This is a genomic window from Pseudomonas mohnii, from assembly GCF_900105115.1.
Classification (GTDB): domain Bacteria; phylum Pseudomonadota; class Gammaproteobacteria; order Pseudomonadales; family Pseudomonadaceae; genus Aquipseudomonas; species Aquipseudomonas mohnii.
The window spans coordinates 3,038,308-3,056,567 of record NZ_FNRV01000001.1 but is presented as its reverse complement, the minus strand read 5'-3'; the positions used below and the strand labels follow the sequence as shown (position 1 = coordinate 3,056,567).

15 protein-coding genes and 2 pseudogenes are annotated in these 18,260 nt (G+C 60.4%); 7 read left to right on the top strand and 10 right to left on the bottom strand.

What is annotated here, in order from left to right; all coding sequences use genetic code 11:
* Positions 1-14: 14 nt before the first annotated feature.
* Together BLV61_RS14095 and BLV61_RS14090 are read right to left on the bottom strand one after the other, a co-directional pair.
* Positions 15-398: a PaaI family thioesterase gene (locus BLV61_RS14095; RefSeq protein WP_052193636.1), complete on the bottom strand. Its 384-nt coding sequence runs from the start codon at positions 396-398 to the stop codon at positions 15-17.
* Positions 398-2,722, bottom strand: coding sequence for a Tex family protein (locus BLV61_RS14090; protein WP_090465834.1), 2,325 nt, complete (start codon positions 2,720-2,722; stop codon positions 398-400). Before BLV61_RS14090 ends, BLV61_RS14095 begins: the two co-directional genes overlap by 1 nt.
* 361 nt (positions 2,723-3,083) lie before the next feature.
* Here BLV61_RS14090 and ompR point away from each other — a divergent pair, with 361 nt between their 5' ends.
* Both ompR and BLV61_RS14080 read left to right on the top strand, forming a co-directional pair.
* The gene (gene ompR / locus BLV61_RS14085) at positions 3,084-3,824 is read left to right on the top strand and encodes an osmolarity response regulator transcription factor OmpR (protein WP_047536233.1); all 741 of its coding nucleotides are present in this window, start codon (positions 3,084-3,086) and stop codon (positions 3,822-3,824) included.
* A gap of 115 nt (positions 3,825-3,939) precedes the next feature.
* The gene (locus BLV61_RS14080) at positions 3,940-5,253 is read left to right on the top strand and encodes an ATP-binding protein (RefSeq protein WP_047536235.1); all 1,314 of its coding nucleotides are present in this window, start codon (positions 3,940-3,942) and stop codon (positions 5,251-5,253) included.
* 125 nt (positions 5,254-5,378) lie between these two features.
* On the opposite strand, the gene rimK is transcribed toward BLV61_RS14080, so the two are convergent.
* Positions 5,379-6,284 carry a 30S ribosomal protein S6--L-glutamate ligase gene (gene rimK / locus BLV61_RS14075; RefSeq protein ID WP_034148478.1) on the bottom strand — a complete coding sequence of 302 codons (906 nt, stop codon included), beginning with the start codon at positions 6,282-6,284 and terminating at the stop codon, positions 5,379-5,381.
* Positions 6,281-6,760 (bottom strand): retropepsin-like aspartic endopeptidase RimB, encoded by a 480-nt coding sequence (rimB, locus tag BLV61_RS14070; RefSeq protein ID WP_047536237.1) that lies wholly within the window; start codon positions 6,758-6,760, stop codon positions 6,281-6,283. The genes rimK and rimB overlap by 4 nt, the downstream gene beginning before the upstream one ends.
* 215 nt (positions 6,761-6,975) lie before the next feature.
* On the opposite strand from rimB, the gene BLV61_RS14065 reads away from it, so the two are divergent.
* The 3 genes from BLV61_RS14065 to BLV61_RS14050 all read left to right on the top strand — a co-directional run bounded on the left by BLV61_RS14065 (position 6,976) and on the right by BLV61_RS14050 (position 10,214).
* The gene (locus tag BLV61_RS14065; protein ID WP_047536239.1) at positions 6,976-7,380 is read left to right on the top strand and encodes an RNA-binding S4 domain-containing protein; all 405 of its coding nucleotides are present in this window, start codon (positions 6,976-6,978) and stop codon (positions 7,378-7,380) included.
* Between the two features lie 210 nt (positions 7,381-7,590).
* Positions 7,591-8,493 carry an Hsp33 family molecular chaperone HslO gene (gene hslO, locus BLV61_RS14060; protein WP_047536240.1) on the top strand — a complete coding sequence of 301 codons (903 nt, stop codon included), beginning with the start codon at positions 7,591-7,593 and terminating at the stop codon, positions 8,491-8,493.
* 179 nt (positions 8,494-8,672) lie between these two features.
* Complete coding sequence (locus tag BLV61_RS14050; protein ID WP_090465831.1) at positions 8,673-10,214, top strand: phosphoenolpyruvate carboxykinase; 1,542 nt, start codon at positions 8,673-8,675, stop codon at positions 10,212-10,214.
* Between the two features lie 129 nt (positions 10,215-10,343).
* Here the strand turns inward: BLV61_RS14050 and BLV61_RS32115 are convergent.
* The 3 genes and pseudogenes from BLV61_RS32115 to BLV61_RS14040 form a co-directional block, all read right to left on the bottom strand.
* Positions 10,344-10,508, bottom strand: a pseudogene (locus BLV61_RS32115) (DUF1493 family protein); the annotation flags it as partial.
* Positions 10,499-10,703 (bottom strand): annotated as a pseudogene (locus BLV61_RS31620) (type II toxin-antitoxin system RelE/ParE family toxin); the annotation flags it as partial. The pseudogenes BLV61_RS31620 and BLV61_RS32115, both read right to left, overlap by 10 nt.
* Positions 10,704-10,831: 128 nt before the next feature.
* Positions 10,832-11,128, bottom strand: coding sequence for a hypothetical protein (locus BLV61_RS14040; RefSeq protein ID WP_047536244.1), 297 nt, complete (start codon positions 11,126-11,128; stop codon positions 10,832-10,834).
* A gap of 545 nt (positions 11,129-11,673) precedes the next feature.
* Here BLV61_RS14040 and BLV61_RS14035 point away from each other — a divergent pair.
* Entirely contained in the window at positions 11,674-13,632 is a 1,959-nt protein-coding gene (locus tag BLV61_RS14035; RefSeq protein WP_090465827.1) for a RecQ family ATP-dependent DNA helicase, read from the top strand.
* A 48-nt stretch (positions 13,633-13,680) separates the two neighbouring features.
* Positions 13,681-14,100 (top strand): acyl-CoA thioesterase, encoded by a 420-nt coding sequence (locus BLV61_RS14030; RefSeq protein WP_047536247.1) that lies wholly within the window; start codon positions 13,681-13,683, stop codon positions 14,098-14,100.
* Positions 14,101-14,169: 69 nt separating this feature from the next.
* Here the strand turns inward: BLV61_RS14030 and BLV61_RS14025 are convergent, their stop codons facing one another.
* The 3 genes from BLV61_RS14025 to fdhD form a co-directional block, all read right to left on the bottom strand.
* Positions 14,170-14,652: a glycine zipper domain-containing protein gene (locus BLV61_RS14025; RefSeq protein ID WP_047536248.1), complete on the bottom strand. Its 483-nt coding sequence runs from the start codon at positions 14,650-14,652 to the stop codon at positions 14,170-14,172.
* Positions 14,653-15,006: 354 nt separating this feature from the next.
* Positions 15,007-17,355 carry an FdhF/YdeP family oxidoreductase gene (locus tag BLV61_RS14020; RefSeq protein ID WP_047536249.1) on the bottom strand — a complete coding sequence of 783 codons (2,349 nt, stop codon included), beginning with the start codon at positions 17,353-17,355 and terminating at the stop codon, positions 15,007-15,009.
* On the bottom strand, positions 17,352-18,191 hold the full coding sequence (gene fdhD / locus BLV61_RS14015; protein WP_047536250.1) for a formate dehydrogenase accessory sulfurtransferase FdhD: 840 nt from the start codon (positions 18,189-18,191) through the stop codon (positions 17,352-17,354). The genes BLV61_RS14020 and fdhD overlap by 4 nt, the downstream gene beginning before the upstream one ends.
* Positions 18,192-18,260 lie beyond the last annotated feature (69 nt).

Genomic DNA, 18,260 nt, shown 5'->3' with positions numbered 1-18,260 from the left:
TCGATGATCCGTAGCTACAGGACTGCGAACGTGCCTTGTGCTTTTGCGACGAGTTTGTCGCCTTGCATCACATCGGCCTCGACCACCAGCGTGCGCCGGCCCGGGTGGATCACCCGCGCCGTGCACATCACCTCACCGTCAGCGACGGCGCGGATGTAGTTGATCTTGCATTCGATGGTCGCGCTCTGCTGGTCAAAGCCGTGGGTGCTGGAACAGGCCAGCCCCATGGCAATGTCCACCAGACTGAACAAGGCCCCACCGTGCAGCTTGCCACCGCGATTGCGTAACTGTGGTTCCAGCGCCAGGGCGACTTGCGCCACCCCGGTTTCCAGGCTGTGCAAGCGACAGCCCAGCAGCTTGAAAAACGCGCTTTCGGTCAGCCCGGCCGGGATGTCCATCAGCGTTTCTTCAATTGCTTGGCGTTGGCGAACAGCGAAGCCATGGCGTTGTTGGCCGGAGCCGCCGCCGTGGTTTCCTTGCGTGGCGCGGTGTTCTGGGATTGGCGCGGGGCCGATCCCGGACGTGCACCACGGGCACCGTCGATTTTCTCGCCCGGGGTGTCGCTCATGCGCATCGACAGGCCCACGCGTTTACGCGGGATGTCGACTTCCATGACCTTCACTTTCACCACATCACCGGCTTTCACCGCTTCCCGCGGATCTTTGATGAACTTCTCCGATAGTGCGGAGATATGCACCAAACCGTCCTGATGCACGCCGATGTCGACGAATGCGCCGAAGTTGGTCACGTTGGTCACCACGCCTTCGAGGATCATGCCCAGTTGCAAGTCCTTGAGGTCTTCGACGCCTTCCTGGAACTCGGCGGTCTTGAACTCCGGACGTGGATCGCGCCCCGGTTTTTCCAGCTCCTGGAGAATGTCGGTCACGGTCGGCAGGCCGAAGGTTTCGTCGGTGTATTTCTTTGGATCGAGGCGCTTGAGGAACGCGGCATCGCCAATCAGCGAGCGAATGTCGCGGTCGGTTTCAGCCGCGATACGCTGCACCAGCGGATAGGCTTCCGGGTGCACGGCGGACGAATCCAGCGGGTTCTCGCCGTTCATGACGCGCAGGAAGCCAGCGGCCTGTTCGAAGGTTTTTTCGCCCAGGCGCGCGACTTTCTTCAGCGCGGCGCGGGTTTTGAACGCGCCGTGCTCGTCGCGGTGGCTGACGATGTTCTGCGCCAGGGTCGCGTTGAGGCCGGAAATGCGCGCCAGCAGCGCCACGGAAGCGGTGTTCACGTCCACGCCCACGGCGTTCACGCAGTCCTCGACCACCGCATCCAGGCCGCGCGCCAGTTTCAGCTGCGACACGTCGTGCTGGTACTGACCGACACCGATGGATTTCGGATCGATCTTCACCAGCTCGGCCAGCGGGTCTTGCAGGCGGCGGGCAATCGACACGGCGCCACGGATCGACACGTCCAGGTCCGGGAATTCCTTGGACGCCAGTTCCGACGCCGAGTAAACCGATGCACCGGCTTCAGAGACCATGACTTTGGTCATCTTCATGGCCGGGTATTTTTTGATCAGCTCAGCGGCCAGCTTGTCGGTTTCACGGCTGGCGGTGCCGTTGCCGATGGCGATCAGGTCCACGGAGTGCTTGGCGCACAGGGCGGCAAGAATCGCGATGGTCTGGTCCCACTTGTTGTGCGGCACGTGCGGGTAGACCGTGGCGTGATCCAGCAGCTTGCCGGTGGAATCGACCACGGCGACCTTGCAACCGGTGCGCAGGCCCGGGTCGAGGCCCAGGGTGGCGCGCGGGCCGGCCGGGGCCGACAGCAGCAGGTCGTGCAGGTTGTGGGCGAACACGTTGATCGCCTCGGTTTCAGCGCTATCGCGCAGTTCGCCCAGCAGGTCGGTTTCCAGGTGGGTGTAGAGCTTGACCTTCCAGGTCCAGCGCACCACTTCGCCCAGCCATTTGTCGGCGGCGCGGTTCTGGTTCTGGATGCCGACGTGCTGGCCGATCATGCCTTCGCACGGATGCATGGTGCCCGGCAACTCGTCGCCGACTTTCAGCGCGGAGCTGAGGATGCCTTCGTTGCGACCACGGAAAATCGCCAGCGCGCGGTGCGATGGCATGCTTTTGAGCGGTTCGTCGTGTTCGAAGTAGTCGCGGAACTTGGCGCCTTCCTCTTCCTTGCCGGCGATCACGCGGGCACTGAGGGTGGCTTCCTGCTTGAGGTAATTGCGCAGCTTGTCCAGCAGGCCGGCGTCCTCGGCGAAGCGCTCCATCAGGATGTATTTGGCGCCTTCGAGGGCCGCCTTCACATCGGCCACGCCTTTTTCGGCATCGACGAAGCGGGCGGCTTCGGCATCCGGTGTTAGTGTCGGGTCGTTGAACAGGCCGTCGGCCAGGTCGCCGAGGCCGGCTTCGAGGGCGATTTGGCCCTTGGTGCGGCGCTTCTGCTTGTACGGCAGGTACAAGTCTTCGAGGCGGGTCTTGGTGTCGGCGAGCTTGATGTCACGCTCGAGTTGCGGGGTCAGCTTGCCTTGCTCCTGGATGCTGGCAAGGATGCTGATGCGCCGTTCGTCGAGTTCTCGCAGGTAGCGCAGACGCTCTTCCAGATGACGCAGCTGGATGTCATCGAGGCTGCCGGTCACTTCTTTCCGGTAACGGGCGATGAAGGGAACCGTAGAGCCTTCATCGAGTAGCGCGACGGCCGCTTCGACCTGTTGTGGGCGTACGCCGAGTTCCTCGGCGATGCGGCTGTTGATGCTGTCCATAAAACCACCTGACAAATTGTGAAAGCAGGCTCGCAGGCGCAGAAATAGGGGCTTGGCGAGTCTGGTTGAGCGGCCTGGCCTGCGCCGCTACCTGAGTCAACAGGCACTCCGTTGACCCGTGAAATCGAACAAATACTGCCAACGCTACGAAAATAAATAGCGCCTGTCTGTAGTACCGGTCCGATGTTGCCTGACACAAATGGCCGCGCATTATAACCAGCGTTCTGCCGTTAGGGGGCATCACGGGGTACAGGTGTAACGGCCGGTTTTCTGGCGGTAAAGGAAAAATCTGCTAACAATGCACACGGTGCGTATAACGGCAGCTACGCCATAATGCGCGCCGAGATCAAAGGAGCATCCAATGAGCAGCACTGCAAACATTGCTGAAGGTGAGAAAATTCTTATTGTTGACGACGATCCGGGCCTCAGCAGCCTGCTGGAGCGTTTTTTCGTCAGCAAGGGCTACCGCGCCCGTGCCGTCCCGAACACCGAGCAAATGGATCGCCTGCTGGCACGCGAAGTGTTCAACCTGGTCGTCCTCGACCTGATGCTGCCCGGCGAAGACGGCCTGACCGCCTGCCGCCGCCTGCGCGGCGCGAACAATCAGATTCCGATCATCATGCTGACCGCCAAGGGCGATGAGCTGAGCCGTATCAAGGGCCTGGAACTGGGCGCCGACGATTACCTGGCCAAGCCATTCAACCCGGACGAGCTGATGGCGCGCGTCAAGGCTGTGTTGCGTCGTCAATCGGCCCCGGTACCTGGCGCACCGGGCAGCGAAGATGAAAGCGTGACCTTCGGTGACTACGAACTGTCCCTGGCCACCCGCGAGCTCAAGCGTGGTGAAGAAGTGCACATGCTCACCACCGGTGAGTTTGCGGTACTCAAGGCCCTGGTGATGAATGCCCGTCAGCCGCTGACGCGCGACAAACTGATGAACCTGGCCCGTGGCCGCGAATGGGATGCCCTGGAGCGTTCCATCGACGTGCAGATCTCCCGTCTGCGCCGGATGATCGAGCCGGATCCATCCAAGCCGCGTTATATCCAGACGGTTTGGGGTGTAGGCTACGTGTTCGTTCCGGATGGCACCGCCACCAAGTGATCGGTGATTTGTAGGAGCGGGTCGTACGGGCGACGGATCAGATGATCCCGCCCGCAGACTCGCGATCCGCAATATGCGAGCATGGCTCGCTCCTGCAAGTATGTAGCGGTTATCCATGAAAACCCCGGTTTGGTTCCCCCAGAGCTTCTTCTCCCGCACCCTTTGGCTGGTGCTCATCGTCGTCCTGTTTTCCAAAGCGCTGACCCTGGTTTATCTGTTGATGAACGAAGACGTGCTGGTGGACCGTCAGTACAGTCACGGTGTCGCCCTGACACTGCGCGCCTATTGGGCCGCCGATGAAAATAACCGCGACAAGATCGCCGATGCCGTACCCCTGATACGGGTGGTAGGTGCCGGCGTGCCGGAAGGTGAGCAACATTGGCCCTACAGCGAGATCTACCAGCGGCAGATGCAGGCCGAACTGGGGGCGGACACCGAGGTGCGATTGCGCATGCATGCACCGCCGGCATTGTGGGTCCGGGCGCCAAGCCTGGGCGAAGGCTGGTTGAAAGTACCGCTGTACCCGCATCCGCTGCGCGGCCAGAAAATCTGGAACGTCCTGGGCTGGTTTCTCGCCATTGGCTTGCTGTCCACTGCTGCGGCGTGGATTTTTGTCAGCCAGCTCAATCAGCCTCTGAAGCGCCTGGTCTATGCCGCACGCCAACTCGGCCAGGGTCGCAGCGTGCGTCTGCCGATCAGCGATACACCCAGTGAAATGACCGAGGTGTATCGCGCCTTCAACCAGATGGCCGAAGATGTCGAGCAGGCCGGTCGCGAGCGCGAACTGATGCTGGCCGGGGTGTCCCACGACCTGCGTACGCCACTGACTCGTTTACGCTTGTCCCTGGAGCTGATGGGCGACCGCAGCGACCTGACCGACGACATGGTTCGCGACATCGAAGACATGGACGCGATTCTCGATCAATTCCTGGCGTTCATTCGCGATGGGCGCGATGAGTCGGTGGAAGAGGTGGACCTGAGTGACCTGGTCCGCGAAGTCGCCGCGCCGTACAACCAGACCGAGGAAAAAGTGCGCTTGCGTCTGGAGCCGATCCAGCCATTCCCGCTGCGTCGGGTGTCGATGAAACGACTGTTGAATAACCTGATTGGCAACGCGCTGCATCACGCCGGCAGCGGCGTGGAAGTGGCGGCATACGTATCCGGGGACACCGCCGCGCCTTATGTGGTGCTGAGCGTGATGGATCGTGGTGCTGGAATCGATCCTGCGGAACTGGAAGCGATCTTCAACCCGTTCACCCGTGGCGACCGTGCACGGGGCGGGAAGGGCACCGGTTTGGGGTTGGCGATCGTGAAGCGGATTGCTTCGATGCATGGTGGCAATGTTGAACTGCGCAACCGTTCCGGCGGAGGGCTGGAAGCGCGGGTGCGCTTGCCGCTGGGGTTGATGCTGCCGCGGGATGCGGTTTAAGCGCTGACTTCTTCGGTGGGGCTGATGGCCCCATCGCGAGGCTCGCTCCCACATTGGAATGCATTCCGCTGTGGGAGCGAGCCTGCTCGCGAAGGCGGCCTGCCAGCCGCCACAAGCCTCTAAGATCAGCCTTTCCCTTTGGTCCGCGTCATATTCGGCCCGCCATTCTTCTCCAGATGCTCAATGATGATCCCCGCCACGTTCTTGCCGGTGGTGGTCTCGATCCCTTCCAGGCCCGGCGATGAGTTCACTTCCATCACCAGCGGCCCGTGATTGGAGCGCAGGATATCCACACCCGCCACCGCCAGTCCCATGACCTTAGCCGCCCGTAACGCCGTCATGCGCTCCTCCGGGGTGATCTTGATGAGGCTGGCGCTGCCGCCGCGATGCAGGTTGGAGCGAAACTCACCCGGCTTGGCCTGGCGCTTCATGGCGGCAATCACCTTGTCGCCCACCACGAAGCAGCGAATGTCGGCGCCGCCGGCCTCCTTGATGTACTCCTGAACCATGATGTTTTGCTTGAGGCCCATGAACGCCTCGATCACTGATTCTGCCGCCGTGGCGGTTTCGCACAGCACCACGCCGATGCCCTGGGTACCTTCCAGTACCTTGATCACCAGCGGCGCGCCGTTGACCATCGCGATCAGGTCGGGAATATCGTCCGGCGAGTGGGCAAACCCGGTCACCGGCAAACCGATGCCCCGGCGCGACAGCAATTGCAGAGAACGCAGTTTGTCCCGCGAGCGGGCGATGGCCACCGATTCGTTAAGCGGAAAAACCCCCATCATTTCGAACTGGCGCAACACTGCGCAACCATAAAACGTGACCGACGCACCAATGCGAGGGATCACGGCATCGAAACCTTCCAGCGGTTTGCCGCGGTAGTGGATCTGCGGTTTGTGGCTGGCAATGTTCATGTAGGCGCGCAGGGTGTCGACTACCACCATTTCATGGCCGCGTTCGGTACCGGCTTCGACCAGGCGGCGGGTGGAATACAGACGCGGGTTCCGCGACAGCACAGCGATCTTCATGCAACACCTGTGGAGGAGGTAGATACCGGGAACACCGGCTTGTCTTGTACATATTTAATGCCCGGATTGACCACCAACTGGCCATCGATCAGGGCTTTGGAACCGAGTAACAGGCGATAACGCATGGATTTGCGACAAGCGAGCGTGAACTGGACTCGCCAGACCCGATCACCGAGCGCCAGGGTGGTGCTGATCACGTATCGCACCTGCGCGTGACCGTTAGAGCTTTTAATGGTTTTCATCGTCACCAGCGGCGCTTCGCAACGACGGTGACGCAATTGCACCACCGTGCCCAGGTGCGCCGTGAAGCGCACCCACTGCTCACCGTCGCGCTCGAAGGTCTCGATGTCGGTGGCATGCAGGCTGGAGGTGCTGGCGCCGGTGTCGATTTTTGCCCGAAGGCCCGCGACTCCCAAATCCGGGAGCGCCACCCACTCGCGCAGACCGACGACGGTCAAATGGTCAAATGTCTTCAAAGGTGCTCAACCGGTAGTAACCGCTGGGCCGCACGCGGCCCGATTCGCGGTATTCACGCAGAATAATGATTAAAAGGCGACAGATATCTACGGCCCGGATTTCCAGCCCTTCAGGGAGGTTCTGGAATGCCTGCATTGTAATCCGAGACGAGGTAATTCTTGGTACGACAGAAACGGTAGTACAGTTCACCAATATTTCAGTATGAGGAAATCCCATGGCACAAAAAAACGAAGAGGACGACAAAGTCCGCCTCGATAAATGGTTATGGGCCGCGCGTTTTTACAAGACGCGTGCCTTGGCCAAGGCAGCGATTGAAAGCGGCAAGGTGCATTGCCGGGGTGAGCGTTGCAAACCGGGCAAGGAACCGCGCATTGGCGATGAATTTGTGATTCGTACCGGTTTCGAGGAGCGCACCGTGGTGGTCCAGGCGCTGTCGATCGTGCGCCGTGGCGCGCCGGAGGCACAAACGCTGTACGCCGAAACCGAGGCCAGTATCGCCAAGCGCGAAAACGCGGCGGCGCAGCGCAAGGCGGGGGCTTTGGGGGTGAGTACTGATGGCAAGCCGAGCAAGAAACAACGGCGTGATCTGTTCAAGTTTCGTGGCAGCAGCAACGATTGATTGACCGAAGCCACCGATCACATCAATCAGGCCAAGACTTGTATTTGCGCCTGCGTGTAGCCATATGAGGTAATTGGCCTACCGTACATGAGCCATTGGTCGTAAAGCGCACAGCGCCCTCTAACCCAATACCAGGCTGCAATACGCTATAGCCAAGGCGTAACCTCGAACTCTGTCACCCTTTTTGTCACCACTTCAGATACCAGACTTATGACCGACTTACCGGATAACGACTTCACCCAACGCTTCATCTTCGATGACAGCGACACCCGTGGCGAGATGGTTTCGCTAGAGCTCAGCTACGCTGAAGTCTTGGCCAAACACGCCTATCCGGAGCCGGTCGCGCAACTGCTCGGCGAGCTGATGGCGGCTGCGGCGTTGCTGGTCGGCACATTGAAGTTCGATGGGTTGCTGATCCTTCAAGCCCGTTCCGAAGGTCCGATCCCGCTGCTGATGATCGAGTGCTCCAGTGAGCGCGACATTCGTGGCCTGGCACGTTACGAGGCGGACCGGATTGCCCCCGACGCTACCTTGGCCGACTTGATGCCGGACGGCTCGCTGACCCTGACCATTGACCCTAACCAGGGCCAGCGCTATCAGGGCGTCGTCGATCTGGATGGCGAAACGTTGTCCGACTGCTTCACCAACTACTTCGTCATGTCGCAGCAGATTGGCACCCGCATCAAGCTATGCGCCGATGGCCGCCACGCGCGTGGCCTGTTGCTGCAACAACTGCCCGCCGACCGTTTGAAGGACGAAGAAGAACGCGCCGCCAGCTGGCAGCACCTCACCGCGCTGGCCACCACCCTGACCGCCGATGAACTGCTGAGTCTGGACAACGAAACCGTGCTGCATCGCCTCTACCATGAAGAGCAGGTGCGTCTGTTCGATGTGCAGAGACTGCGCTTCCGTTGCAGCTGTTCGCGCGAACGTTCGGCCAATGCCCTGGTCAGTCTGGGTATGGAAGACGCGCAGAACCTGGTGATTGAACACGGTGGAAAAATCGAGATCGACTGCCAGTTCTGCAACCAGCAGTACCTGTTTGATGCCGCCGATGTCACTCAATTGTTTGCTGGAGCGGGCGTCGAGACGCCGTCAGATACCCGTCACTAAAACGGTTCAGCGCAGGTAAATTCACTGGTTTGTGCCGGAATAACGCCGTTACGACGGGAGGGCCCTACTATTTTTGGGCTTTTCTGGCATAATCCGGCCCACTTTTTTCGCGGTAGTAGTGCGCGACTTTCTACTACAAAACGTTTGGAGCACTCGGCCACTGGCCGACGGGGAACCTCATGACGCAAGCCAATAACGCCGTGTACACCGATCTGAGTGTTGATGATCTGGTTAAAGAAGCCCTCAACCGCGGTGAAGGCGAGCTTGCCGATACCGGCGCACTGGTTGTTCGTACCGGTCACCGTACCGGCCGTTCGCCAGTCGATCGTTTCATCGTTGATGAGCCGACCACCACAGACGCCATCGCCTGGGGCCCGATCAACCGCAAGTTCCCGGCCGACAAGTTCGACGCCCTGTGGGATCGCGTAGAGGCGTTCAACAACGCGCAAGAGCATTTCGTTTCCCACGTGCATGTAGGTGCGGCTTCCGACCACTACCTGGCCGTGAAGATGACCACCCAGACTGCCTGGCAGAACCTGTTCGGCCGCTGCCTGTTCATCAACCCGGCCCAGTACAACCCGGCTGGCCGTGATGAGTGGCAAGTGCTCAACGTTGCCAACTTCGAATGCGTTCCAGAGCGTGACGGCACCAACTCCGATGGTTGCGTGATCCTCAACTTCGCACAGAAGAAAGTGCTGATCGCTGGCATGCGCTACGCCGGTGAAATGAAGAAAGCCATGTTCTCGGTGCAGAACTTCCTGCTGCCGGCCGCCGACGTGCTGCCAATGCACTGCGCCGCCAACATCGGCGAAGAGGGCGACGTGACCCTGTTCTTCGGTCTGTCCGGCACCGGTAAAACCACCCTGTCCGCCGACGAAAGCCGTTACCTGATCGGTGACGACGAGCACGGTTGGGGCGAGGGCGTGGTGTTCAACATCGAAGGCGGTTGCTATGCCAAGTGCATCGACCTGTCCGAGAAGAACGAGCCGGTCATCTGGAAAGCCATCAAGCACGGCGCAGTGCTGGAAAACGTCGTCATCGATGACGCCAAGCACGCCGACTACGCCGATGTCAGCCTGACCCAGAACAGCCGCGCCGCTTACCCGCTGGAGCACGTTGCCAAGCGCTCCGAGAAAAACCTCGGTGGCGAGCCGAACGCTGTCATCTTCCTGACCTGCGACCTGACCGGCGTGCTGCCGCCAGTGTCGATCCTCAACGAAGAGCAAGCGGCCTACCACTTCCTGTCCGGCTACACCGCGCTGGTGGGTTCGACTGAAATGGGTTCGGGCAGCGGCATCAAGTCGACCTTCTCCACCTGCTTCGGCGCACCGTTCTTCCCGCGTCCGGCTGGCGAATACGCAGAACTGCTGATCAAGCGCATCCGCGGCTTCGGCTCCAAGGTTTACCTGGTCAACACCGGCTGGACCGGTGGCGGCTACGGCGTCGGCAAGCGCTTCAACATCCCGACCACCCGTGCGGTGATCGCAGCGATCCAGAGCGGCGCGCTGATCGGTACCGAGACCGAGCACCTGGACACCATCAACCTCGACGTGCCACTGGCCGTACCGGGCGTTGAGACTGGCCTGCTGAACCCACGCAACACCTGGGCTGACAAAGCCGCCTACGACGAAGCCGCCAAAGCACTGGCTGGCCTGTTCATCGAGAACTTCAAGAAGTTCGACGTGAGCGACGCGATCAAGGCTGCCGGTCCTCAGTTGTAAGCGTTGGTTTGATGCCATGAGAAAACCGCCTTTCGGGGCGGTTTTTTTATGGGCGTGATTCAGGCCGGCAGAAAACGTAACTGCCATTATTCAAGCCAAATGGGCGCTCAACGACCAGAATAATGGCACTTATGCGTTTGGCCCTATGCCCTCCAATTCTGGTGTATCCCACCGCTGGGCCTTGATCGCTTGGTAAAGCATTCCGATAGTCAGTGGGACTTTGTCGCCACGCCCCTTCGCCCTGCGCTTGAAGAAGACATCAAACCCTTGCGGTTGAAAGCAGCGATAGGCGTCGCCGAGACAAAATGGTAATAAATCACTCGAGCTCCACCTCGTTTTCCGTGTCCCTTTGCGGATCCCTCCTGTTCCTTCAATAACGTCGCCAGCCGAAGGGTTCAACACCCGCAGCTTCTGCAACGCGATATAGGCATCGTCATCCAGTAACTCTTTGGCTCGACGAGTGAAGTTTGGAGTCCCAATGAAAATCATTGTTGATGTGCGCCACTGGTTGACTTTAGGGCAACGCCGATCAGACTCAATGGACTTTCATCTATTCAATTGTGCCGGTTGTTTGATTGTTCTCACGTAGAAAGTGGGAACGATCTGTTCACTCGACTTTAGGCTGGCGCTTTCCAGTTGAGCAGGCGTTGCCGGGCGATGTCGAGCAGGTCGTTGCCGTCCTGGGTCAGCAGGTACAGCGCGCTGACGATATTGGGGATGTCGCTGGTGTCGGCCTCTTTGAAGCACAGGCAGTACAGGGTTTCCAACAGGTTGCTGGCGGCGCGGATGCGTTGGTGGGCGGCGTCGAGGATCTCGACCGGATCGGCTTCGGTGTCGATCACCAGTACCGGAGTATCGCTGTAGCGGGTTTTGAGCGGGCGATAGCGGTCGTTGAGTGATTCGGGGTTGTTCATCAAGGTCAGTCCTGTACGAAGTCGGCAAGTGTGCCCGGCAGGCCGAGACACTGTTTTCAGCCGCGCCGCAAACTATAGAAGGGCGTGAGGCGGTGCCACAAGACGGCTGAGATGGACAGGTTTTGTAGGGTCTTTACTGGCTTTTGAGGAAGAAGCCTACGAGTTGATGGCGGTTTTTTACCCTGAAACTGGCAGTGGTAAAAATACCTACGGCTTTATCAGTCGACGCGTCGAAATGCTCGGTAAAGGGTGCTTCAGAAACGGTAGGGTGTTTCGAGTTTTGTAGTGAATGGGCCGCCTCTTCGCGGGCAAGCCCGCTCCCACAGGTTTAGCATCGTCCTCAATTTTGTGAACGGCGGGGATCCTTGTGGGAGCGAGCTTGCTCGCGATGGCGCCCTGACAGTCGCTCCATTCCATAAGCCTTGCGATTCTGCCGAACCATCCGCTGTATCATCCCGAATCGTTTTGCCCCCCGACCTTTTCTCGACTCGCTGCCATCGCCGACTAGGCTTTGCACTTCGCAGCGGTCAACGGAGTGACAGCTTATGCACAACACCCTGGAACAGGTTTTCGGTTATCCACAGTTTCGGCCCGGCCAGGAGGCGGCGGTCAGCGCGGTGCTGGCGGGGCGCTCGGCGGCGGCGATTTTCCCCACGGGCTCTGGCAAGTCCCTGTGCTATCAGCTTTCGGCCGTCTTGCTGCCACACCTGACGCTGGTGGTCTCGCCGTTACTGGCGTTGATGCAGGATCAACTGGCGTTCCTGCAGCGCCACGGCATTGCCGCGGGCAGTATCGATTCGGCCCAGAGCCGCGATGACGCCAGCGATGTCATGGCCCGCGCCAAGTCCGGCGAATTAAAGATTTTGATGATCTCGGTGGAGCGCCTGAAAAACGAGCGCTTTCGCAACTTCTTGCAGCAGGTGCCGATCTCGCTGCTGGTGGTGGACGAGGCGCATTGCATCTCGGAGTGGGGCCACAACTTCCGCCCCGACTACCTCAAGCTTCCCGACTATCAGCGCCAGTTCAACATTCCTCAGGTATTGCTACTGACGGCGACAGCGACGCCCAAGGTGATCGCCGACATGCAGGCCAAATTCGCCATCGCCCCCGACGACGTGGTGACCACCGGTTTCTATCGGCCGAACCTCAATCTGCTGGTGGAACCGGTGCGCGGGCAGGACAAGCGCCGACGTCTTGTCGAGTGGATGAACCAGCGTCCCGACCAGCCGAGCATCGTCTACGTTACCCTGCAGAAAACCGCCGAACAGATCGCCGAGCACCTGAGCCGCAACGGCATTCAGGCCGAGGCCTATCACGCCGGGTTGCCCCATGAACAACGCGAAGCGATCCAGAAGCGCTTCATGGGCGGGCAGTCCAATTGCATCGTCGCCACCATCGCGTTCGGCATGGGCATCGACAAGAGTGACATCCGCAACGTGGTGCATTTCGATCTGCCCAAATCCATCGAAAACTACAGCCAGGAAATCGGCCGTGCCGGGCGTGACGGACAGCCATCCGACTGTCTGGTCCTGGCCAACCGCGACAGCCTTAACGTGCTGGAAAACTTCGTCTATGGCGACACCCCGGAGCTGGACGGCATCCGCCGCGTGCTCGACGAAATGCAGGCCGCCGCGCCCGAGGGGCAATGGGAGTTTTTGCTGGGGCCTTTGGCGGATCAGAGCAACATTCGCCAACTGCCACTCAAGACCTTGCTGGTGCAACTGGAACTGCGTGGCCTGATCGCCCCGCGTTACGCCTACTACGCTGAATACCGATTCAAGTATTTGCTGGAGCCCGAGGCGTTGCTGACGCGTTTCGAGGGCGAGCGCAGGGATTTCGTCGAAGCGATCATCCAGACCTCCAGCCGCGCACGGACCTGGGCCACGGTGAATTTCGAGGCGCTGTATCAGCAGCATCAGGCCGAGCGCAGCCGTGTGGTCAAGGCGCTCGATTACTTCCAGGAGAAGGGTTGGGTCGAGCTGGAAAGCAAGCAGATGACCGAGGTCTACAGCCTGCTGCAAACCGGTTTCGATAGCGTCGCGTTGAGTGAAGAGCTGCACGGGTATTTCACCCGGCATGAACAAACCGAAATCGCGCGGATTCACGCCATGCTGGACCTGTTCGCTACCGAGCATTGCCTGGGCTATCGCCTGGCCGAGTATTTCGGCGACACCAACGCCCCCACGCAATGCGGACATTGCTCGGTGTGTCACGGGCAGGTGGCGCGATTGCCGGAGCCACCGCCATTGCCGGCGCTTGTGGATAAAAACTTCGAGGCCTTGTGTGGGGACTTTATCCACAGGCATCAACAGCACACGGGCGGCGTGCCATCGGCGGAGCGGGTGACGCGGTTTCTGTGCGGGATCAGCGTGCCGCTGTTCACCAAACTCAAGGCGCGGGCGATCTCGGGGTTTGCGGTGCTTGAGGATTATCCATACGCCGAGGTACGTGGGTGGGCTGAACAGCACCTGGCAAGCGCGGTGTCCCCCGACGATGCTTCGTGACACGGTTTTCGACGTAGACTGGCAGCCCGACTCCAGGAACCCACGCTGATGCCTCAACGCTCCGATTACCCGCATTTCCAACCCATCACCACGCGCTGGCACGACAACGATGCCTACGGGCACGTGAACAACGTGACCTACTACAGCTTCTTCGATACGGCGGTGAACACCTACCTGATTGAGGTCGGGGGGCTGGACATCCACGATGGCGAGGTGGTGGGCTTCGTGGTGAGTTCGGCCTGTGATTACTTTGCTTCCGTCGCTTTCCCGGACCGCATCGAGATCGGTTTGCGGGTAGGCAAGTTGGGCAACAGTTCGGTGCAGTATGAGTTGGCAGTGTTCAAGGCCGGGGAGGATGAAGCCTGTGCGGCGGGGCGCTTCGTGCACGTGTTTGTGGATCGTGCGTCAAATCAGCCGGTGGCGATTCCCGGGCAGTTGCGCGCAGCGCTGGAGCGCCTGGTGGTTTAGACGGGCAAAAAAATCGCAGCCCGTGGGCTGCGATTTTTTGAAGTACCGGCTGACGAGGCGATCCAGGCCTCAGTCGCGATAGTACCTGTGGTGCTTGCGATGACCGTAGGCATGGCCGCGACCAGGGTGGCCGTCACGGTAGTAACGACGATCATCATGGCCACGATAGGAGCGACGATCGTCTTCCTCGTTGCTCTTGTTGCCCATGTAGTTACCCAGCGCGCCACCCGCGCCGCCGCCTGCTGCGGAGCCGATCAGGCTGCCGGTGGTGCCGCCCATGCTGCGGCCGACCACGTTACCGCCTGCTGCGCCCAGCGCACCACCAATGGCGGCTTCACCGCGGCTGTGTTTGTTTGCGCCGACTGCGCTACCACCCGCGCCACCCAGGGCCGCGCCAATGGTGGAACCCGTATTGCCGCCTAACGACTGACCGACGACTGAGCCCAGAACCCCGCCCAATGCGCCGCCCACACCTGCTTCGGTGGTGCCGCCAGCGGAGGCGAAGCCACTGACCAGGCCAAGGGACAACAAGAGAATCGAGGAGAACTTCATAGAGGAACCTCAAGGGGATGACGGCGCGATCCTGAGGCTGTGTCATAAGTGTGACAATCGAAATCCGACGAGTAACACGACTTGCGCACATTTCTATAAGTTGCTGTTTTTTCGGCGGAACTTAACGGTTTTTGGCCGGTCTGTTGCTACTTGGCAAAGGCCGTTTTTACGCAAAAACGGCCTTTTTTGTGGGCGATGGGAAAGTGTCGAATCATCTCATCATGTGTTGCCATGTCGGACGCCATCGCGGGCAAGCCACGCTCCCACAGTATTTAAGTCGTACATGGGAAATGCATATAACTCAAACCCTGTGGGAGCGTGGCTTGCCCGCGATGGGGCTCGACCTGCCGCCGCTTAAGCCGACCTGGCCATGATCAACCCGGTCTCGCTCGCCGCTTCCAGGCGGATGGCGACGAACTTCGACGTTGGCGTATGGCTGCCATCCCCGGTGCTTTCCAGCGGCACCAACGGGTTTACCTCCGGATAGTAGGCCGCTGCCTGCCCGGCCGGGATATCAAACGCCAGCAGCGTGAAGCCTTTCACCCGACGCTCCAGGCCGTCATCCCAGATCGATACGATGTCCGCCTTCTGCCCTGGCTTGAAGCCCAGGCGAATGATGTCGGCTTCGTTGACGAACAACACGTCACGCTGGCCTTTGACCCCGCGATAGCGGTCATTGAGCCCGTAGATCGTGGTGTTGTACTGATCGTGGGAGCGCATCGATTGCAGGATCAGGTCCGGCCGTACGCCGGTGGCGCGGGTGCGCTCGTGCACCAGGTCCTTGGGCAAAACGTTCGGGCGGAAGTTGGCCCGGCCTGACGGGGTGTTCCACTTGCGCGCACCGGCGCTGTTGCCGAGGTAGAACCCCCCTGGATTCTTGATTTTCTCGTTGAAGTCCTTGAAGCCGGGGATGGTGTCGGCAATCAGGTCGCGGATGCGCCTGTAGTCGGCCACCAGCCAGTTCCAGCCCACCGGGTAGTTGCCCAGTGTGGCTGCCGCAATGCCGGCCAAAATCGCCGGCTCCGAACGCATCTGGTTCGACAGCGGCTCCAATTGGCCGTTGGAGGCGTGGACCATGCTGAACGAGTCTTCGACGGTCACCGCTTGGGGGCCTTCGGTTTGTCGGTCGATATCGGTCCGGCCCAGGCACGGCAAGATCAGCGCGTCCTTGCCGTGGGCCAGATGGCTGCGATTGAGCTTGGTGCTGATTTGTACGGTCAGGTCACAATTGCTCAGGGCCTGGAAGGTCCTTGGGCTGTCGGGGGTGGCTTGAGCGAAGTTGCCGCCCAGCGCCATGAACACTTTGGCGCGGCCTTCAGCCATGGCGTGAATCGCCTCGACCACGTTGTGACCGTTTTCACGTGGCACTTTGAATGGGAAACGACGCTCCAGCGCATCGAGGAACGCCACCGGCGGGCGCTCGTTGATGCCCATGGTCCGATCGCCCTGTACGTTACTGTGGCCACGCACCGGGCACAGGCCCGCGCCCGGACGCCCGATGTTGCCGCGCAGCAGCATCAGGTTGGCGATTTCCTGGATGGTCGCCACCGAATGGCGATGCTGGGTGATGCCCATGGCCCAGCACATGATGACGTTCTTGCCTTTGGCGTACATGCGCGCGGCTTGCTCGATTTCCACCAAGGGCAGGCCGGACTGCTCGACGATCTGCTCCCACGGGGTATCGTCAATGACGGCCAGGTAATCCAGCACGTTGACGCTGTGTTCATTGAGGAAATCGTGATCGAACACGGCAGGTTCACCCGCCTTCTGCGCGTCGCGCTCCCACTGCAACAGGAACTTGGCCATGCCCCGCATGATCGCCATGTCGCCGCCCAGTGCCGGGCGGAAGTACGCGGTGTTGGTCGGCTTGTCACCATTGGTGAGCATTTCGATCGGGTGTTGCGGGTGCTGGAAGCGTTCCAGGCCCCGTTCTTTGAGCGGGTTGATACACACCACTTGAGCGCCACGTTTCACCGCATCGCGCAGCGGTTCGAGCATCCGTGGATGGTTGGTGCCGGGGTTCTGGCCCCAGACGAAAATGGCATCGGCGTGCTCAAAGTCATCGAAGGTCACAGTGCCCTTGCCGACACCAACGCTCTGCGCCAACGCGACACCACTGGCCTCGTGGCACATGTTCGAGCAGTCGGGGAAGTTGTTGGTGCCGTAGGCGCGCACAAACAATTGATAGAGAAAAGCCGCTTCGTTACTGGCCCGTCCCGAGGTGTAGAACTCGGCTTGATCCGGGCTCGACAGCCCGCGCAGATGCTTGGCGATCAGGGCAAAGGCATCGTCCCAGCTGATGGGTTGGTAGCGATCGGTCTCGGCGTTGTAGCGCAACGGCTCAGTCAGGCGGCCCTGGTATTCAAGCCAGTAGTCGCTCTGCTCCAGCAACGAGGTGACGCTGTGTCTGGCGAAGAATTTGCCATCGACACGCCGTTTGGTCGCTTCCCAGTTCACCGCTTTGGCGCCGTTCTCGCAGAACGCCACCATGCCGCCTTCCAGCGAATCGCCCCAGGCGCAACCGGGGCAATCGAAGCCGCCGTTCTTGTTGGTCTTGAGCATCATGCGCAGGTTTTTCAGCGCGTTGTCGCTGGTCAACCAGGCTTGGGCGACGCTAATCAGCGCGCCCCAACCACCGGCCGGACCTTTGTAGGGTTTGTAGCGAGGAACGGGTGTCTGGTCGGCTTGACGGTGTTGACTCACGCTTGATTCTCCAAAGCCGGGCTGTAAACCCGTGGCGCATTCTTCTGTGGCAAATGGATGAGATTGAGGTTGTGGCGACGGGCCCATTGCACGGCAAGGCCTGTGGGTGAAGACAGGCTGACCAGGGTCTGGATGCCGGCGCGCAGCACTTTCTGGATTAATTCGAGGCTGCAACGGCTGGTGACAATCGCCAGTCCGCCGCTGATCGGGATATTGCGACGGATCAGGCCGCCAATCAGTTTGTCGAGGGCGTTGTGCCGGCCGATGTCTTCGCGACCCAGCAACAATTGGCCCTGATCGTTCATGAACACCGCAGCGTGCACCGCACCGCAATACTGGCCCAGCGGCTGGAACTCACCGATGCGCTGGCGCAGGCCGTCGAGCCATTCGGCGGGCGGCAACGGTGCGCCGGGCAGCACCTGCAGGTCCGGCAATGCCTGTTCGACCGCTTCCACGCCGCAGAGCCCGCAACCGCTGGTGCCGGCCAGTTGCCGGCGCTGTTGCTTGAGGTTCCAGAACGCGCGGTTGGCAATGGTCACTTGCGCGTATTGCGCCGAACCCGAGCCGCTGAGTTGCAGGTCATAAATCTCGCCAGCGTCCTGGATGATGCCGCTGCCAAGACTGAAGCCGACGACGAAGTCTTCAAGATCGGTCGGTGTCACCAGCATGACCGCCTGGCTGATGCCGTTGTAGGCAATCGCCAGCGCGACTTCCTCGGCCAACGCTGTGCTGGCCGATTCAGAGTATTGAAGGTTGCTGTAGCTGTAAGTCTGGCTGGCAGCGGGCTCGGGCGTTTTGGAGGCGGGCGCCGAGCAGTCAGGGCGCTTGGCGTTCATGGCATCACCGACGATTTGATCAGCTTTAAGACTAGGCGCGACAACATGTCACGTCTAATTGCTATTACT